Below are 18,455 nucleotides of genomic sequence, written 5' to 3' on the forward strand. Positions count from 1 at the left end.
TACGCCTGACTTTATAAGAAAATATATTCCTAAATATCTTCGAAAGAGTAAGAATTTGATGATTCTTGTAACCGATATTGAAGGGATAATTTTATATGTGAATGATTTTTATTTAAAACACTTCAATTTCAAATCAGAAAATGTTGTTGGAAAATTGTATACGACTCAAATTTTTTTAGGGGACAATGAGAGAATATTAGAGGCAATTAAAAAATGTATTGAAAACCCTCAGAATTCAGAAAAAATTATTATAAGAAAACCAAAAAAACATAACAAAACATATTATTATTCCAGCTGGGAATTTTTTGCTATCGTCAATGATTTAAAAGAGCCGATAGGAATTCTTTCTATTGGCTACGATATTTCAGATTCTTTCATCCTTGATGACCCTGAGATAGATGAATTTTATTCACTAGTAAACAATATGACCGCGGAATCATGGACATTTTACGACACCGATTTGCACTTGAGAACATGCAATCAAAAAGCAATCGAAATTGCAAAAAATGTTTTCAATGTAGAGCCGATCAAAGGTGATCACGCGATGATGTATGTTTTAGAAGAACACAAGCCAATAATGTAAAAGGCATATCAAAAGGCTCTGACAGGCGAACAAGTGCAGATGGAATTAAGTAATTCTACAGGACATTTTGTAATAACTCTAAAGCCAATTTACGATAAATCTGGTAAACTTTTGGGCATTGCACACTACTGCCTTGACATTACCAGCTTAAAGAAAAGTCAGGAAGAAAATCGCATTTTAAGTACGCGTTTTCAAACACTCATCAATCAAATTAATGGAATAGTGTTAATAGTTGATTTAAAAGGAAAAATTCAATACGTTTCTGACAATATTAAAAAGTTATCAGGTTTCGATAAAGAGTTTGTAATAAATCGACAATTTTCTGATTTTATTTATCCGGATGACTTACCTGAATTGAATCAGGCTTTTTAAAATCTGAGAAATTTAAATGATACTGTGGTGATTACCTTCCGATCGCTAAATGCAGATGGTTCATACAATTACACTCTAGGAAGAGGTATAGTAATCGAAGAAGACGGTGAAAAATACATTTTATCTGTTATACTTAATATTGATGAATTGCGACAAAAAGATGAAATTATCGAGAAGCATCACAAACGATTTCAACAAATTGCCTGGTTACAATCCCACGAAGTACGAGCTCCTTTAGCGCGATTGCTTGGGCTTACAGATGCTATTTACACCGATCTGATCGAAGATAGGGAAGAGTTAAAACAATTCATCCATCACATTAAACAATCTGCGCTCGACCTAGACGCTGTGATTCACAAAATTGTTCAGTTGACCGATACTGACAAAAAGGTTGATAAATAATCATTTAACTCTTCATTTATCCAAAGTTGATCCAGTTTTTTTTGGTATCATAAGCAGTAATTTCTACATTTGAGGGAGAATTAAAAATTCCACGCAACACTAAACACCAAATTTCTGCCCATTTCATCGGCGAAGTATTTCCAGCGGTTTAAATAATCGCGGTACTTCTGGTTCAGAAGATTTTCAACCCCAATTGAAAATCGAAATAGGCTCTTCTGAGCAGGTAGGGTAAAGGAAATGGATGAATTTAATAAAGTGTAACCGGCGGGAGGCGGCATAAAATCCTGCTCGGGTAGCACGCGCCTTTGTCGTGCTACAAACAGGCCGGTGATGCGCCAGTCAATGTTCTTGATTTTGTTAAGTTCGGGAAATGCGATAATTAAGGAAGTTTGTGCGCGGTTGGCGGGCATCCAGGCTAAGGGTTGTGATGTGCTTAAATTTTGAGCATAGAGAAAGGAACCTTTTGCTTCAAGAGTGAAGGGTTCGAAGGGGCCAATTTCTGCATTTACGTCCAGACCAGTGAGCAGAGCCAGATCGTGTTGATTGTACTTAAAAATCGGAAATGCACCGCGTATGGTAGAGCGAAGTTCGCCAGTAGGCTCAAGATTGATGAAATTGCGAAACAAGTATGCATAGGCATCGGCCTGAATAGTAAGTGATCCCTTGTGATAGAGAGTATTTACATGCTGTTGAATGCCGAATTCATTGCGCAGTGTACGATTACCTTCCTCAATGCCGGCTACGCCCTGGTGTAAACCGAAGCTGTAGAGCTCATTTACATCTGGGGCTCGTAAGGTGAGTTGCCCTTCATATGTAATAGCTTTTCGAGCATCTCTGAAAATGTTTGTAGCGAGATTAACCGTGTAGGTTTGAAAAGTTCTGAACTCCTCTCTAACCACCAGTGGCACACTGCGCTCAATTGGGAAGGCTTGCAAACGTATAAGTTCGTATCGAAGACCATATGTATACTCCTGATTGAGGATTCTTTTTATGCCTGAGTGAAAAATTGCTACTCTGTAGCTTAAAAAATCGGGTATTAGCGGTAGAATTCCAGTTTCAGGATTGTTCGTATTGTCTGTCACCCTAAACTGAACACCTGTTTTTTGCAAATCTGAACGATAAGATATTTCGGTGTAAAAATCATTTTGAATCAGACTTAGCGCCGGACGATCGTTTTCTCCACTTCTTCGAAAGTCAAATTCTTTTCGATCGTTGTGCTGAAATCCTACGCGTATGCGAAGGCTAGATTGGGGAGAGATGAACACATTGGTCAGATTATTTATCGTGTGGTGGGTAACTTCTTGTCGAGGTAAATCAATGCGCGATGAAAATTGGTCTTCTGTAAAGAAAGGTATGGGGCGGCTCAATGCCTCTTGAAGGTCAGAAACATTGCCTATATGTGCCCCTCGTAAAATGCCAAGAGTAGTTCGATAGTAATTGTAGTTGAAAATATTGTCAATCCGCGAGGAAATGTTCTTACGCCATAGCAAACCGTACGAAAATTCATGTACTCCGGTGTTGCGCAGGTAATAGTCAGGGGTATGTAAGTCTCCGGCAGTTTTATAGGCTACATCTGCTCTTATGCCGCCGGCATTTGTATTTCCTTTTTCGAGTTTCAAATGCCCCCATGCACCTCGGCCATTTGTAAAGATTCCCGACTGTAAACGTCCGTGGAGGTGTTGGTCGATAAAACTCGCTTTCTTGTCGGCCAGCATTGCTCCACCCATTTGGCCGGCTGGCAGTTCGACAGCGGCTATTCCACGTATCACGGCGATGCTATCGTACACTAGCGTGCTTACTTCCGGCGCATGATCGTTGCCCCATTGCTGGCCGGCTTGAGGCATGCCGTGATTAAGCACAGCAATGCGTTGTGCGTTCATACCGCGTATTATGGGCTTAGCTATTTGCCCACCGGTGCGAAGTACACTCACTCCTGGTATCGAAGTTACTACATCGGCAAGGGGTTTAAATTGGAGTCGCTCGATTTGAGCTGCTGATAGATGCTTTTGCGATGCACTGCCCGGAGCTATCTTTTTTTCAGTGATTGATACTTCCGGAAGTTCGATTACAGAATGCTGCAATCCGACGATTAGAATGGTGTCGCCTTTCAACTGAAGTGATCCCATCACGGGTTGGCAACCGGCATGCAAAATGGTGTAGTGATATTGCCCGTTGCAGAGTAGACGAAACTCCGCTCTCCCTTCTTTGCTCGTTAAGCTAGATCGACTAAGATTTCGGCCGTCTGAAATCGTTACAAAGGCGTCTTTCAAAGGCCTTTTGCTCCCAGCATCCTGAATCAGAAGGGTAAGCGAATGAGCACATGCGGACTGAGCTGCTGTCCAGATGGGCAGCACAATCAGCAATAAAGTGAACCGGCTAAGGCTTGATTTCAATGGGGAAAACAGCTTCAATGTCTGTTGAACCTCCGGCATTTTCAATATTTCCCTGAGCCACATCCGGCGCATTTTTATCTGGATAGTGACGAAGAACAATGCGTAAACTACCCGATGATGGGTTGCCCGTGATTACATCTACCAGCAGGCCGAGAGGTTTACCGTTAGGGTCAAAGTCTTTGTAAATGAATTGAGCTTCAATTTCTTCTGGTATGTAAAAGAACTGATGATCCTTAGCTGTGGCTAAAATTTCGACATTTACGTTGCCCGGTGGGGTTTGTGTTTCGTCCCAAAGATTGAGGCTGCCGCGATAGGCTTGATTGGCCTTAATTTCACCTACTTGCGATACCTGTGGTGGAATTCCACCCATGCCGTCGAGGTCAAAAAAGCGAAGCACAACACTGTCCGCAGGATTTTCACTGTTTTTTAAGAGAAATTCAAGCGTTGTAATCAGTTCGTTTTCTTTGGGTACTTCAGGCTTTTCTTTTTTGCAAGCATTTGATAATAAGATTGTTAGGCTAATTGCTAACAGTAATTTTGCAGAGTAGCTCATAAATGCAACTTTGTTGCAAATATAAAAGTAAATTTTCTTTTAATATGAACCTCACAATCTGATTTTGAAGCTATAAATTTCGTTACATTTGCAGCCCCTTTCCGGCAGCCTCGAAAAACTCAGAAAGGGTGATGAAAATGAATTGTTTAACACCTTCATTTTTTAAATGCTGCCTAAGAGTTTTTTTTAAAAAATGAATACAAATACTTCTTCATGAACGAAGAAAACAAAACCAACCAAGAAAATCCTGAAATGGACATCCATGCTCAGGTATCTGCTGAGACAACTACACCAGCAGAAGAAACCCACAGCACAGCTGAAGAAGCTGCAACACCAGTCGAAACAACCGCTGAAACACCCGTAGCTTCAGCCGTATCAAGCGATAGCGAAGAATTTGACTGGGATGAATTCGAAACAGGCCTGAAAAAGTTCAGCCAAGAGAAAAAGGCCGAAATCACTTCCCTCTACGAAAAGACTATCGGAAAAATCGAAGAGCACGAAGTAGTAATAGGCAAAATCGTAGCTAAAACCGACCGCGAAGTAATCGTTGACATCGGCGGTAAGTCTGAAGGCGTGATTTCACTCAACGAATTCCGTTACAACCCCGACCTGAAGGTGGGCGACGAAGTAGAAGTGATGGTTGATCGCCGTGAAGACAAAAACGGACAGCTCGTGCTCTCACACCGCAAGGCAAGAGCCGTGAAAGCCTGGGATCGCGTAAATGAAGCTTATAACAACGACGAGATCGTTCAAGGCTTCATCAAGTGCAAGACCCGCGGTGGTATGATCGTTGACATCTTCGGCATCGAAGCCTTCTTGCCAGGTTCGCAGATTGACGTTCGTCCCATCAAAGACTACGATATATATGTGGAGAAGACCATGGATTTCAAAATCGTAAAAATCAATCACGAGTTCAAAAACGTGGTCGTATCACACAAAGCCCTAATCGAAGCCGACCTCGAAGAGCAAAAGCGTGAAATCATTTCCAAGCTTGAAAAAGGTCAGGTGCTCGAAGGTGTTGTTAAAAACATCACTTCTTACGGGGTATTTATCGATCTGGGCGGAATAGATGGTCTCATCCACATCACCGACCTCAGCTGGAGCCGCATCAATCACCCCAGCGAAGTGGTGGAAATGGACCAGAAGCTCAATGTGGTAATTCTCGACTTCGACGAAGCTAAAACGCGCATTCAGCTCGGCCTCAAGCAGCTCACACCACATCCATGGGATTCGCTTGATCCTAACCTCAAGCCCGGCGATAAAGTGAAGGGCAAAGTTGTGGTACTCGCTGATTATGGTGCCTTTATCGAAATCATTCCTGGCGTGGAAGGTCTTATCCACGTGAGTGAAATGAGCTGGAGCAATCACCTCCGCAGCGCACAAGACTTCGTGAAAATCGGTGATGAAGTAGAAGCTGTAATCCTCTCGCTCGACCGCGAAGAGCGCAAAATGTCACTCGGCATGAAGCAGCTCACACCTGATCCCTGGGCCGATATTGAAACAAAATACCCAGTAGGCTCCATTCACGAAGGTCAGGTGCGCAACTTCACCAACTTTGGTGTATTCGTTGAGCTCGAAGAAGGCATCGACGGCCTCATCCACATCTCTGACCTCAGCTGGACACGTAAGATCAAGCATCCATCAGATTTCACACATATCGGCGCTCGCCTGAAGGTGATGGTGCTCGAAATCGACAAAGAAAACCGTCGCCTCAGCCTCGGCCATAAGCAAGTGACCGAAAACCCCTGGGATGTGTACGAAACCCTGCTTGAAGAAGGCAGTGTACTCTCAGCCAAAATCGTTGAAATGGTAGATGGTGGTGCCAACGCCATAATAGAAAACATCGGCTTGGAGGCATTCGTTCCCAAGCGCCATCTTACTAAGGCCGACGGCAGCCAGCTCAAGGTAGATGAAGTGGCTGACTTCAAAGTGATCGAGTTCAGTAAAGAAAATCGCCGAATAGTGCTTTCACACACCGATCTAGTGAAGGCTGCTGAAAATGAGGCTGCCGAAAAAGCTGCACGCAGTACCAAAGATGCTGTAAAGCGCATTCAGAGTAAAGTTGAAAAGACCACTCTCGGCGACATTGAGGCCCTTTCACAGCTCAAGGCCGACCTCGAAAAGCAAGACAACAACAAATAGTGATCTAACTATATCAATTAATACATAACCGCCCCTTGGGGCGGTTTTTTTATTTAGTTAGTAATTTTCTAATGTCATTGACTTTAATTAAAACGGAATCCCTTATACACTTATCTGCGAGTATTGTGGAAATTAATGGGTTAAGATTTAAAAATCAGGGGTTTAAGGTTAAGAATTTCAGCAACATTATCTAAAAAATTTAAATAAAATCGCAATTGGGTAAAATTTCTACTGCAACTTATCCATCAGTTCCTTAGGGCGTCTGAGCTCGAAGCTCTGACCTAAGTACACTTTTCGTACAACGGGGTCTTGGGCCAATTGCTCTGCAGTTCCATACCGCAATATGGCACCTTCAAACATCAAGTAAGTTCGGTGAGTGATGGCAAGTGTTTCTTGTACGTTGTGGTCGGTGATGAGAATTCCAATGTTTTTCTGTCGCAGTTTCAGTACAATGTGTTGAATATCTTCGACCGCTATGGGATCTACCCCCGCAAAGGGTTCATCCAGCAGTATAAATTTCGGATCAGCAGCCAGCGCACGGGCAATTTCGGTGCGACGACGCTCGCCACCGCTGAGCAGGTCACCGCGATTTTTGCGCACGTGCTTGAGCGAAAATTCTTCGAGCAATTCCTCCAACTGCTGTTTGCGCTCACGGTATGAGAGGTTGCGCAATTCCAGCACGGCCATAATGTTGTCCTCCACGCTTAGCTTCCGGAAAACACTAGGCTCCTGAGCCAGATAGCCAATGCCCTTTTGGGCACGTCGATACATGGGGTCTTGGGTGATGTCATGGTCGTCGAGCAGTATCTGACCTTCGTTGGGTTTAATCAATCCAACGACCATATAAAAAGACGTTGTCTTTCCAGCTCCATTAGGACCTAGCAGACCAACAATCTCACCTCGTGTAAGCTCAAACGACACATTGCGCACCACCTGACGCCCCTTGTAACTCTTCGATATATTCCTGGCCTGGAGTTTCATCCTACATTTTAGAAGTTTGGCCTGAGCAAATATTTAGAATAGAAGTCGTCAATCACCTTAATGGCATCTTTAGGTTCATCTACCAGATGAAAGAGGTTCAAGTCTTCGGGGTTAATATTTCGCTCTTTGATTACGGTGTTTTTCAACCAATCCACCAATCCTCCCCAATAGGCTTTCCCAAATAATACAATCGGGAAACGACCTATCTTCTCAGTCTGAATGAGAGTAAGTGCCTCAAAGAGTTCGTCTAGGGTACCAAAGCCACCAGGCATTACGATAAAGCCTTGAGAATACTTCACAAACATCACCTTGCGCACGAAGAAGTAGTCAAATTGCAGGTTTTTATCGTGATCAACATAAGGATTTGAGGTTTGCTCAAAGGGCAATTCGATGTTGAGTCCTACGGAAGTACCACCACCGCGCTTAGCACCGCGATTACCGGCTTCCATAATGCCTGGTCCACCACCTGTGATGATACCATAGCCGCGTTGGGTAAGCTGAAAGGCGATTTCTTCAGCGTGTTTGTACATGATGTGATCTTCTTTAGTGCGCGCTGAACCGAAGATCGTAACGCAAGGACCAATGCGGCTGAGAGTTTCATATCCGTTTACAAACTCGCTCATCACCTTAAAAATGGCCCATGAGTCGTTAGTTTTTATTTCGTTCCAGGTTTTAGGTTCAAAGGCTTTGATGATTTTTTCGTCTTCTGCTGTCATTTTTAGATCGTCTTATGGTTATTAAAATCTCGATAATTCTTGCGCAATATAGGGAGCAGTTACACTTTCAGGGTGTGCGGCTACTTGCTCAGGTGTGCCTTGGGCTACAATGTGTCCACCGGCTTCACCGCCCTCTGGGCCAATGTCAATGATGTGGTCGGCCACTTTGATTACATCGAGATTGTGCTCGATCACCAGCACGGTGTTGCCTTTATCAACCAAACGCTGCAGCACCTCTACGAGCATTTTTACATCTTCGAAGTGCAGACCTGTGGTGGGCTCATCGAGTATGTAGAGGGTGTTGCCGGTGTCGCGACGGGCGAGTTCTGTTGCCAGTTTTACGCGCTGAGCTTCACCGCCCGACAGGGTAGTGGAGGGCTGCCCAAGACTGAGATAACCCAGTCCTACATCGTAGAGCGCTTGGAGTTTCTGGACAATTTTCGGGATGTTTTCAAAAAATTGAAGCGCTGACTCTACCGTCATGTCGAGCACATCGGAGATAGATTTGCCCTTGTAGCGCACCTCAAGGGTTTCGCGATTAAAGCGCCGGCCTTGACACGTTTCACAATGCACATATACATCGGGCAAAAAGTTCATTTCAATGGTGCGCACCCCTGCGCCTTGACAGGTCTCACAGCGACCGCCTTTTACGTTGAAAGAGAATCGTCCTGGCTTATATCCGCGTATTTGAGACTCAGGCAGTTGAGCAAAGAGGTCTCTTATATCAGTCCACACATTGGTATAGGTAGCCGGATTAGAGCGAGGGGTGCGTCCAATCGGGCTTTGGTCAATGTCGATTACTTTATCGATGTTTTCAATGCCTTCGATCGAATCGTATGGAAGAGGCTCAGCCAGCGAGCGGTAAAAGTGGTTACTAAGTATAGGAAAAAGCGTCTCAGTTATCAAACTCGACTTACCCGAACCGCTTACCCCAGTCACACATATAAAGGTGCCTAAGGGCAGCTGTAGTGTCACATTTTTTAAGTTATGACCCTTAGCACCTTTTAGCGTAAGAGTTTTTCCATTTCCCTTGCGCCTTTGGGGGGGGATAGGGATAACTTTTTCGTTTCGAAGATAGAGTGCGGTATCTGTATTGGCTTTTAAAAGTTCCTGATATGTGCCATGAAATACGATACGGCCTCCGTGTTTTCCGGCTCCGGGACCTATGTCCACCACATAATCAGCACTCTCAATCATTTCGCGGTCGTGCTCTACTACGAGCACTGTATTGCCAATGTCTCGTAAATGGCGTAAGCTGTCAATGAGTTTGCGGTTGTCGCGCTGATGAAGTCCGATTGATGGCTCATCGAGTATGTAGAGCACTCCGACCAGCTGTGAACCAATTTGTGTAGCTAATCTAATGCGTTGCGACTCACCACCTGAGAGTGAACTGCTCGGACGATTCATAGTAAGATATCCCAAGCCTACATCTAGCAAAAAGCCGATGCGGGCATTGATTTCTTTAAGGATTTCGTGTGAAATTTTCCTTTGGCGTTCGTTGAATCTCTCCTGTGCAGATTGCAACCAAGTATGTAGTTGGGTGAAGTTCATTTCGGCAACATCTCCTATGCTTTTGCCGTCGATTTTAAAGAGTAGAGACTCCTTTTTCAGGCGTGTGCCGTTACATTCGGTGCAATCAATTTCGTGCATAAATTCATCTGCCCACCGGCGGATATGAGCACTCTTGTCGTCGGTAGCAGACGCTTCGATGAAGTGGATAATTCCCTCAAACGACTTGTTTAATTTTCGGGTGATGCCAAGTACCTTATTTTCAGCTTCCACCACTTCATCAGCTCCATACAGTATTACATCAATGGCTTCTTTTGGAATGTCTTTTATCGGCGTATCGAGCGAAAATCCAAAAATATCTGAGATGATTTCCAATTGGCTGAAAATCCAGGTGTGTTTGTAAGGCCCGAGAGGAACAATCCCGCCTTTTTTGATGGATATGGATGGGTCGGGTATAATCTTTTCCATATGAGTTACCTTCACCCGTCCCAGACCTTTGCAAACCGGGCAACTTCCTTTTGGACTGTTGAAGGAAAATGTATTAGGCTCGGGTGTGGGCAGCGATATACCTGATACCGGACACATCATATGCCGGCTATAGAAGCGTACCATTTCCGGTTGCTCAACGGCAGCTACCATGATAATACCATCTCCATGATACAGGGCTGTTTCAATACTTTCCTTTAGGCGCTGTTTGATCGATTCGGTTACTTTTATTTTATCAACTACGATTTCGATGTCGTGCGTTTTGTAGCGATCTAGCTTCATGCCCCGCGTGATTTCGCGTATCTCGCCATCGATGCGCACTTTTAGGTAACCCATTCGGGCAATTTGTTCGAATAGTTCGCGATAATGTCCTTTTCTGGCACGCACTACAGGCGCAAGTACATAGATACCCTGATTGGCATAATCCTTTAAAATGTGCTCAACGATATCGTCGGGCGTGTAGCTCACCATTTTTTCTCCCGTCACGGGTGAATAGGCTTCAGAAGCCTTGGCATACAACAGTCGAAAGAAGTCGTAAATCTCTGTGATTGTGCCTACTGTAGAGCGCGGATTCTTAACAGTGGTCTTTTGCTCGATGCTGATTACCGGACTTAATCCGGAAATGTAATCCACATCAGGACGTTCGAGATTGCCTAAGAATTGACGGGCATAGGCACTAAATGTTTCGATAAAGCGCCTTTGGCCTTCTGCATAAATGGTATCAAACGCCAACGATGATTTGCCACTACCTGATAAACCTGTAAAAACGACCAGCGATTCTCTTGGTATGCAGATATTTACATTTTTCAGATTGTGAACCCGAGCACCTGTTACTTCGATTACTTCTTGCTCCAACATTAGCCTGTGAACTCTTTTTAAAGATTTTCAACATCAGAAAAGCTCTCCTGGTTTTCTGCTTTTTCTTCGTGGAGCTCAGGTACTACGCCTTTCAGATCTGACATGATGTGATGATATCCTTTCTTAGGAATGGCTACTAGGTATTTTTTTCCGGTGGCATTGGTGAGTTTAATGTCGCGTATCCATGGATTGTGATAGCGTAATATTTTGTAAGTGATGCCAAACTGAGCTGCAAAATCAGGCCAACTACTTACAGCGGTATCTACCGTTACGTAATTGACCGGTATAGGTTGGTAGAGATCCTTCTTGCGGAAGTTAAATCCGTATTTTTTTGGATTGTTGTAAATCTCTTTAACTGCTAAAATGCGAAATACGTAACGCGAGGTCTCTTGATTGAGTTGTAAGTCAAAGTAATTGGTAACACCTTGCCGATTGATCTGTTTCGATATACCATTAACACCTAAATTGTAAGAAGCTGCAGCAAGTGCCCACGAGCCAAAGCGCTTTTTAGCGTCGAGCAAGTATTTACAAGCGGCTTCAGTGGCCTTTTCCAGGTGATAGCGCTCATCGACTTCGTCGTTTACTTCCAGGCCATAGTTTACAGCAGCATCTTTCATGAGCTGCCAGGGTCCGGTGGCACCGGCTGGGCTTACTATGTTAGTGAGGCCGCTCTCGATCAGAGCTATGAATTTTAAATCGTCAGGCACATTGTACTTCCGTAGAATCTTTTCGATCGTTGGGAAGTACTTATTTGCCCTTTTGAAGTAGAGTAGACCCTGCGACTGAAAATAGACGTTAGAAAGCAATTCTCTATCGAAGCGCTCTAAAATCTCCGGATCGTCAAAGGGAACTTCCTCACCGGCAAACATCAGATCATCCGGCATTACAAGCGCAAATACATTGTACTTTTCGTTGAATCGACGAAGAAATTCGATGTCTGTATCGTGATCGCTGTAAGCAAACATCAGAAGCTTAATAGCTGCTAAGGTGAGCAGTGTAATTGAGAGTATTTTGAAAAATCGAGAAAGTCTAGCAATTTTCACCATAGATAAACGGACTGTCAAAATCTTTGAAAAAAGGCGCTGTTTGATCTTTAGCTGACAATATTGGATTTTCTATACCCCAGTCGATACCAATGTCAGGATCATTCCAGCGGATGGCACCTTCCGTTTCGGGATGGTAGGTATCCGTGCATTTGTATTGAAACAAAGTATTGTCTCTCAAAGTCTTAAACCCATGTGCAAACCCTGGAGGAATCCACATAAGGTTAAAATTTTCTTCGGTCAGCTCATGGGCAAAAAATTTGCCATAAGTGGGTGAACCTTTGCGTATGTCAACGGCTACGTCGAGTACTGCACCTTTTACAACGCGTACCAATTTGCCCTGGGCATGTGGGGGGCGCTGAAAGTGAAGTCCGCGTACTACTCCGGCATTCGACAGACTCTGATTGTCCTGAACAAACTCATATCGGATGCCGAGAGCGAAAAATTTTTCTTTGTTATACGATTCAAAAAAATGACCGCGAGCGTCGGAAAACACCTTGGGTTCTATGACAAAAAGCCCTTCAATACCAGTTTCAATTATTTTCAAAGTTCCCAAAATTTAAATCGCGCAAAGATACAGCAGCAGAAAAGTATAGTACTTCTCTGATATTTAATCAGATACTAATTTTTTGGCCAATACGTACCAATGTGAACGCCCGGAAAGTCCGGGTTTTCAAAATATTTTTTAAGGGCAAAAGCAGTGGAAGAAAAGGCAATCTCGCTCCAGGGAATTTCCTCTTTAGTAAAAAGCCTTACTTCACTGCTTTCTGATGTTTCGCTCATCTTTTCATGCTGCATGTCAGCTAGAAAAATCATGTACACCTGTCGGGCGTGGGGCAAGTTGTAAACCGTGTGCAGGCGCTTAATTTCTACAAATGCCGCAGTTTCTTCGTACGTCTCTCTTCGAGCTCCTTCTTCCACAGTTTCGCCGTTTTCCAGAAATCCACAAGGCAAATTCCATAATCCCTTCCGAGGCTCAATTGCCCGTTTTGCAAGCAAAACTTTATTCTGCCAAACCGAAAGTGTACCTACGATGATGTTGGGATTTTGATAGTGAATCTGCCCACAAACTTCACAACAGTAGCGTTCAAAGTGGTCGCCATTGGGAATTTTTCGAACAATAGATGCAGACCCGCAAACGGAGCAGAAGTTCATTAATTATCGGCGTATTTTAATCGTTTTGTCCACTTTAGTGCTTCGCGTTTCGCGAGGTTTGACAAGATTTTGTCGTGTTGCTTCACAAAGGTATCAATTTGTTTGGGATTCGTCTTCGAATATTCTCTCAAGGCCCAACCGATGGCTTTTTGAATGAAAAAATCTCGATGATCAGCCAATGAAAGTATGTAATGATGCAGCAAGTCAAAATCGGTCTTTTCTTTGTATTTGAGTTGAAACAAAAGAGCTGAACGCATTAGCCATAAGTGTTTGGAATTCAGCCAGCGCTGGCCGATTTCTTTCTGCAATTCCTTTCGATCATAAAGCCACTTGCCCACAATATTCGTGGCTAAAAAATCGACCGTATCCCACCAGGGCTTTGTAGTGATGCACTTTTCTAATAGATTCTGCATTTGTACATCGCTGAGTAAACGATGTCTCGCTGCTAAGAGGTCAATGGCTGTGTATTGGAACTCCCGTTCGTTTGATTCATACAAGAGTTTTACAAGCTCGATTAAATCTTCGGAAGTCTTAACCGAAGCTACTTCCTTAAACCACTGTTTTTGAATGGACTTGCGTACAGGAGCTGGCACACCGATAAATGCGAATTGGTTTCGCATATACGCCTCCATCCAAGGTTTTTTCGAGAGATCTGCCGCGCCATGATAGGCTTCTGCCAGCCAATCGATGGAAGAATTAATTTCCACTATTTCAGTCAATTAAAAAGCTTCAGTAACCATCAGGTAGTAATGGGCGCCCTCGCGTCCCAGTCCTACGTCGAAACGAAGATTCAGTCGCTCAGCTGGATTGATTACAAATCTCAGACCTGTGCCTACAGAGTATTTCACGCGCTGCAGCGAGAGGTCATTAGTCGTTTTAAAAACATCGCCCGCCCCGGCAAAGGTGACCATGCCCAATCGCCAAAAGAGCGGAAAGCGATATTCTAGTTGAAATCCAGTAAAATTTCGGTCTCTGAATCGGTTTCGAGCATATCCGCGCAAGATTTCCTCACCACCCACAGTGGCCATGTCTAGCATGGGCACCCCGCTGGTATTGTATCGGCCTACAAATTGCACTGCCAAAACGTTTTTAGGTTTTAGCTCGAAATAGGTTTGGTAGGTCAAGTTGACATTGATGTAGTCAAAGTTGCTGCCGATCACTTTGTCGTAGAAGTAGGTAGAAATTTCAAACAGATGCCCTTTGTACGAGTTCACAATATTGTCGCGGTCGTCATATGTCATTACGAATCCGAGGCCAGAGGTTACGCCACCGCGATTCCCGATGATGTTCCCGACTTCTAATAAGCCATTTTCTTTAATCTTAAAATTGTATTCGTTCGAAACCATAAGGTCAAATCCCATGAAGAGTTCACCTCTTATTCTTCTGAGCATCAAATACTTAAATGATTTAAGGTCGTAAGCATAAAATTCTTCGTTGGAGCGAGGGGTAGCGTTGCCGATTCCATAAAATCGATCTGGAAAATTTCGGTATCTCAATTCGCCCTTGAGCAGATAATCTTCATTGCGGGTAAATACATTCCAAAGAGCCCAGATGTCAAGTTGTCTGTTTTGTGTGTAATCGGCTAAAAATTGAATGTAAGAAAGACGCGCGTCTTTTTGCTCCGGTTTTTTAGCCTTAAAGGAGAAGTAATAGACCCCTGCAGCCCCAAAGGCAAGACGGGTATCAGGTGTGTAGTAGAGCAATGGAATAACTGCAATTCCGGATTTTTCGGTAGAAACGGTATCATCGAGAGGTCTTATACCAAACCATTGCAGCCAATCTTGTGCACTTGAACTAAAAATAACTAATTGTAACGCTAGTAGTAGATATGCCCTGCTTTTTATCACGATGCAAATGAAAACAAAAAACTACATTCAAATTATCTGACAGAGAAAAGTGTTGCGATCAAATTGAGGATTATCGGAACAATGTGATAGTGCCTTTGCGCTGGCCGCGATAGTGATAAAAGATGTACGGGTATACTCCTTGTGGCACTTCCTTACCTTTATAGGTACCGTCCCAGAATTCGTTGAAAGGGTCATCTGTTTCGAAGACGAGCTGCCCCCATCGGTTGTAAATTTCCAATCGGGCACGTTCGAGGCATTCAGCTCCTGCAAGGTAGAATACATCGTTTGTTCCATCGCCGTTGGGGGTAAAGGTATTTGGAATGTAGAAGAAATCGCCGTAATAATCGACCGTTACTGGTATCTGATAGTTGTATTCACGATTACACAGGGTGTCGATAATTGTGAGTTTGATGATGTAATTGCCTGATTCAGTGTAGTTGAAAATAGGGAAACGACCGATTCGGGTATTACCTCCTCCAAAATCCCAAATGTATATGTAATGAGGCTGGGTATTTGATATTTCAAATTCAAAAGACCCTTCCGGACATTTAGGTTTTACTGATAAAATTTCCGGCCGCTGAATGGTATCGGAGTATGTGGCTGAAAAGAAAACCGTATCCGTTCGGTTACATATGGTATCGATTAGTACGAAATATCCATTGTAGGAGCCTTCGGCCGGATAGTTATGTGTTAATTGGTTCAGTCCGGTATACACTGTACCATCTCCCATGTTCCATAGCACTTGATGTCCTGAAGTCGAAAGATTTTCTACTGTGATTTTAAATTCTGAATCGCAGGAGCGATAGAACGTACTAATCTCGGCTTTAGGCCTAGGAAATTCGGGAATAAAAAAAGCAATTTCTGTGGTGTCATATTGATTGCACAGGGTGTCGTGGGCGATCAATTTAACCCGGAATGTATCTGGACCCACATAAAACGCTGTAGGTGCTGTTTGTGTAGACGTCTGGCCATTTCCTAGAATCCATAAAAAGTTCTGAGCATTGATGCTCTGATTGTTAAATACAACTTTATACATGTTGCAAACAGAATCTACTTCTACTGTGAGCTCCACACTGGCATCGGCTTTTACGAAATTGTCAAAGTCGATTTTCACAGCCCCGAGATTGCAGTTTGGACCGCCACGGGTGGGGCTGAAAACTCCCGGAGTTGTTGGAAAAGTTCCGCCTTGGCATCCTGCACAGATGGCCTGGTAAATAATACCTTCGGGGGAGAATCGACTGGTGCCTCCGTCCACGTGTTCGTTAGAGCTACCACCGAAATATGTAGCGTATTTAAGCGTGTTGCCATCTGCACCTAATACCATGAAATAAAAATCGCTCCCATCGGTGGTAGATTGAAAAGCATCAGATGTTAATGGAAGTCCTGAGGTTGAGCCATTTGGAATAGGGTTAGCTGGCGGGCTATTCACAGCACCTCCCCAGCCTGAGAGCATTATGTTAAAACATTCATCTACATTAAATGCAGCTGGAGAAATATTGATTGTGTTAGGTCCGCTGCCAAAGGTTGTGATCCAGTGCATCAGGCTAAGATCAGCATTCATTTTAAAAACGACCTGGCTACGGCCAGATTGCCCGTATTTACTGGGTGTTTTGATGATTGAACCCAATGTTTGGGCCATGCCATAGACTTCACCGTTTCGGTTGTGATCGATAAAGTACACCTGGTCATAGGCATTGGTCCCAAAGTAGGTTCCTCGCTGGAAAGCACCTGTAATGGCTGAAAATCGCGCTAAAAATCCATCTGAACTACCTGAATAAGTGTTTTGAAATGATCCGTTGTGTGTTGGAATAGAACTGCTGGTCGTCCCACCGCAGATAAATACCTGTTGACTAAATATCTTCACGGAGTAACCTGCATCGTTTTGCGTCCCTCCATAGAAAGTTCCCCAGAGGATTTGATTGAGATTAGGAGAAAATTTAACCAGGATTGCATCTTGCTGCCCGAAGTAGGTAAATGCGGGATTGGGTAAGATCAGATTGCTGCTGTTTGTACAAGAGGTTACGTAAATATTGTTTAACGAATCGACAATCACTTCACCACGGGCATAATCGCCATAGTTGCGCACAAGGGCAGCGTTGTGTCCGTCGTTCCCATTTCCGCCCAGGTAAGTAGAGGCTATAAGGGCTGATCCAGTCGCATTAAATCGGGTAATGAAGATATCGCTTCCATTCGCATATGTGTAATTGCCTATTACAAAATTCGACCCTCCAGCAAAGTTTGTCTGCGCTGTATTTGGAGTAATCGGAAAGTTGACGGAACCAGTTATGCCATACACGATAAGTTCGTTGTTGCTGTTTACTACCATACTATGTACTTGCTCACTACTACTTCCTCCTAAATAGGTGGAATAAATGAGCTGAGTGCCTGCAGGATTAAATTTAGAGATAGATACATCCGTGGTTGTGGGAAAATTACTACCGGAATTAAATGTAGTTTGAAACGCACCTTGAGTGGTAGGATATCCATTACCGAATACAATTCCGCCGGCGTAGAAGTTTCCGTTATTGTCAAACGTAGCTGAAAATCCCCAGTTGTCGGAAGTAGAGCCAGTGAAAGTAGAAAAGACTACCGTTGGGTCAATTACCAATTCGTATTGAGGATTGTAGGTGCCGAGTTTAAAAGTTACTATGTTTTTATCGACTACATAGTGGCACGCCACTCTGCGTGGCTGTCCATCGATGATTTGGTAGGTATATGGAGCTTTTTCTACCACATCTCCTGCGTTGGTTTTAACGATGAGATTGCCTTCGCGGTCGATGTAAATACTATCTGTAAAAGCATAGCGCACTTTGATCAGAGAAGGGTCAGCGCCCGGTGCTATCCTGTAGTCGTATTTAAATTGGTTTTCAGCCTCATAAAAATGAACGCTGATACCGGGATATACATTCTCATACGATACTCCACTATACACAGGCACTTCTGACCGCCAGTATTTAGGGTCTTTTCCCAGGAAGTAATTGTGATAAAACGCTTTTTTCTTTAAACCTTTTTTGATTGCTTTCAGATTTGCGTTTACAAATTGCATCTCGTACGTATGCATTCTCAATATACCTGGAGTGTAGCCAAACTGTGAAATGCCAAAAGATCTGGGAGTGGCAGCACTGTGTTGGGGGCCATGAAACTGCGCCCAATCGTACGGGTGAATCAGAAAAACTTTAACCTTTCCGTCTTCGAAATAAATATTTCCGTTACTGATTTTCAGTCTGTATTCAAAGGATTCGGGCCATTGACCGGCATTGTACACAAATTGGGCATCCTGAGCCTTCACCATCACAGCCCACAGCATTAGCAACAGATTTCGAACTATACCCCTCACCCGATTTTAAAATTATGGTTACTAATGTATAACAAAAATGATTAAAAAAATCTTGTGCTTAATGCCGAAAAAAGCACA

Annotated in this window: 15 protein-coding genes; 4 read left to right on the plus strand and 11 right to left on the minus strand. The window is 43.6% G+C overall.

Features of this window, described 5'->3' with window-relative positions; translation table 11 throughout:
- Nucleotides 1-58 precede the first annotated feature (58 nt).
- The 3 genes from EIP89_RS01160 to EIP89_RS01170 are packed head-to-tail and all read left to right on the plus strand — an operon-like array spanning nt 59 to nt 1,357.
- Entirely contained in the window at nt 59-583 is a 525-nt protein-coding gene (locus tag EIP89_RS01160) for a PAS domain-containing protein (RefSeq protein ID WP_160160473.1), read from the plus strand.
- A 39-nt stretch (nt 584-622) separates the two neighbouring features.
- Nucleotides 623-955: a PAS domain-containing protein gene (locus EIP89_RS01165; RefSeq protein WP_124396973.1), complete on the plus strand. Its 333-nt coding sequence runs from the start codon at nt 623-625 to the stop codon at nt 953-955.
- A 27-nt stretch (nt 956-982) separates the two neighbouring features.
- Nucleotides 983-1,357: a histidine kinase dimerization/phospho-acceptor domain-containing protein gene (locus tag EIP89_RS01170; protein ID WP_160160474.1), complete on the plus strand. Its 375-nt coding sequence runs from the start codon at nt 983-985 to the stop codon at nt 1,355-1,357.
- An 80-nt stretch (nt 1,358-1,437) separates the two neighbouring features.
- Here EIP89_RS01170 and EIP89_RS01175 read toward each other — a convergent pair whose 3' ends face one another.
- On the minus strand, nt 1,438-3,750 hold the full coding sequence (locus EIP89_RS01175; RefSeq protein WP_160160475.1) for a TonB-dependent receptor domain-containing protein: 2,313 nt from the start codon (nt 3,748-3,750) through the stop codon (nt 1,438-1,440).
- On the minus strand, nt 3,734-4,303 hold the full coding sequence (locus EIP89_RS01180) for a hypothetical protein (RefSeq protein WP_124396835.1): 570 nt from the start codon (nt 4,301-4,303) through the stop codon (nt 3,734-3,736). The genes EIP89_RS01175 and EIP89_RS01180 overlap by 17 nt, the downstream gene beginning before the upstream one ends.
- Nucleotides 4,304-4,516: 213 nt before the next feature.
- Here EIP89_RS01180 and rpsA point away from each other — a divergent pair, with 213 nt between their 5' ends.
- A complete protein-coding gene (gene rpsA, locus EIP89_RS01185; protein ID WP_170157614.1) occupies nt 4,517-6,445 on the plus strand; it encodes a 30S ribosomal protein S1 in 1,929 nt (642 codons plus the stop codon).
- Between the two features lie 228 nt (nt 6,446-6,673).
- On the opposite strand, the gene lptB is transcribed toward rpsA, so the two are convergent.
- The 9 genes from lptB to EIP89_RS01230 all read right to left on the minus strand — a co-directional run bounded on the left by lptB (nt 6,674) and on the right by EIP89_RS01230 (nt 18,377).
- The gene (lptB, locus tag EIP89_RS01190; RefSeq protein WP_124396836.1) at nt 6,674-7,426 is read right to left on the minus strand and encodes an LPS export ABC transporter ATP-binding protein; all 753 of its coding nucleotides are present in this window, start codon (nt 7,424-7,426) and stop codon (nt 6,674-6,676) included.
- Between the two features lie 8 nt (nt 7,427-7,434).
- Complete coding sequence (locus EIP89_RS01195; RefSeq protein ID WP_124396837.1) at nt 7,435-8,142, minus strand: LOG family protein; 708 nt, start codon at nt 8,140-8,142, stop codon at nt 7,435-7,437.
- A 21-nt stretch (nt 8,143-8,163) separates the two neighbouring features.
- Nucleotides 8,164-10,995, minus strand: a complete 2,832-nt coding sequence (uvrA, locus tag EIP89_RS01200) for an excinuclease ABC subunit UvrA (RefSeq protein WP_124396838.1) — start codon at nt 10,993-10,995, stop codon at nt 8,164-8,166.
- 17 nt (nt 10,996-11,012) lie between these two features.
- A complete protein-coding gene (locus EIP89_RS01205) occupies nt 11,013-12,041 on the minus strand; it encodes a lytic transglycosylase domain-containing protein (RefSeq protein WP_124396839.1) in 1,029 nt (342 codons plus the stop codon).
- Nucleotides 12,025-12,585 (minus strand): dTDP-4-dehydrorhamnose 3,5-epimerase, encoded by a 561-nt coding sequence (gene rfbC, locus EIP89_RS01210; RefSeq protein WP_124396840.1) that lies wholly within the window; start codon nt 12,583-12,585, stop codon nt 12,025-12,027. The genes EIP89_RS01205 and rfbC overlap by 17 nt, the downstream gene beginning before the upstream one ends.
- A 74-nt stretch (nt 12,586-12,659) precedes the next feature.
- A complete protein-coding gene (locus tag EIP89_RS01215) occupies nt 12,660-13,193 on the minus strand; it encodes an NUDIX hydrolase (protein WP_124396841.1) in 534 nt (177 codons plus the stop codon).
- Nucleotides 13,193-13,900, minus strand: coding sequence for a DNA alkylation repair protein (locus tag EIP89_RS01220; RefSeq protein WP_124396842.1), 708 nt, complete (start codon nt 13,898-13,900; stop codon nt 13,193-13,195). Before EIP89_RS01220 ends, EIP89_RS01215 begins: the two co-directional genes overlap by 1 nt.
- A 12-nt stretch (nt 13,901-13,912) precedes the next feature.
- Nucleotides 13,913-15,040, minus strand: a complete 1,128-nt coding sequence (locus EIP89_RS01225; RefSeq protein WP_124396843.1) for a BamA/TamA family outer membrane protein — start codon at nt 15,038-15,040, stop codon at nt 13,913-13,915.
- A gap of 70 nt (nt 15,041-15,110) precedes the next feature.
- Nucleotides 15,111-18,377, minus strand: coding sequence for a T9SS type B sorting domain-containing protein (locus EIP89_RS01230; RefSeq protein WP_124396844.1), 3,267 nt, complete (start codon nt 18,375-18,377; stop codon nt 15,111-15,113).
- Nucleotides 18,378-18,455: the final 78 nt, after the last annotated feature.

It is taken from the genome of Thermaurantimonas aggregans (assembly GCF_003851885.1).
Classification (GTDB): domain Bacteria; phylum Bacteroidota; class Bacteroidia; order Flavobacteriales; family Schleiferiaceae; genus Thermaurantimonas; species Thermaurantimonas aggregans.

Coding starts and splice junctions, on each gene's coding strand:
- EIP89_RS01160 (WP_160160473.1), top strand. CDS start 59: ATGATTCTTGTAACCGATATTGAAGGGATAATTTTATATGTGAATGAT.
- EIP89_RS01165 (WP_124396973.1), top strand. CDS start 623: ATGGAATTAAGTAATTCTACAGGACATTTTGTAATAACTCTAAAGCCA.
- EIP89_RS01180 (WP_124396835.1), bottom strand. CDS start 4,303: ATGAGCTACTCTGCAAAATTACTGTTAGCAATTAGCCTAACAATCTTA.
- rpsA (WP_170157614.1), top strand. CDS start 4,517: ATGAACGAAGAAAACAAAACCAACCAAGAAAATCCTGAAATGGACATC.
- lptB (WP_124396836.1), bottom strand. CDS start 7,426: ATGAAACTCCAGGCCAGGAATATATCGAAGAGTTACAAGGGGCGTCAG.
- EIP89_RS01195 (WP_124396837.1), bottom strand. CDS start 8,142: ATGACAGCAGAAGACGAAAAAATCATCAAAGCCTTTGAACCTAAAACC.
- uvrA (WP_124396838.1), bottom strand. CDS start 10,995: ATGTTGGAGCAAGAAGTAATCGAAGTAACAGGTGCTCGGGTTCACAAT.
- EIP89_RS01205 (WP_124396839.1), bottom strand. CDS start 12,041: ATGGTGAAAATTGCTAGACTTTCTCGATTTTTCAAAATACTCTCAATT.
- EIP89_RS01215 (WP_124396841.1), bottom strand. CDS start 13,193: ATGAACTTCTGCTCCGTTTGCGGGTCTGCATCTATTGTTCGAAAAATT.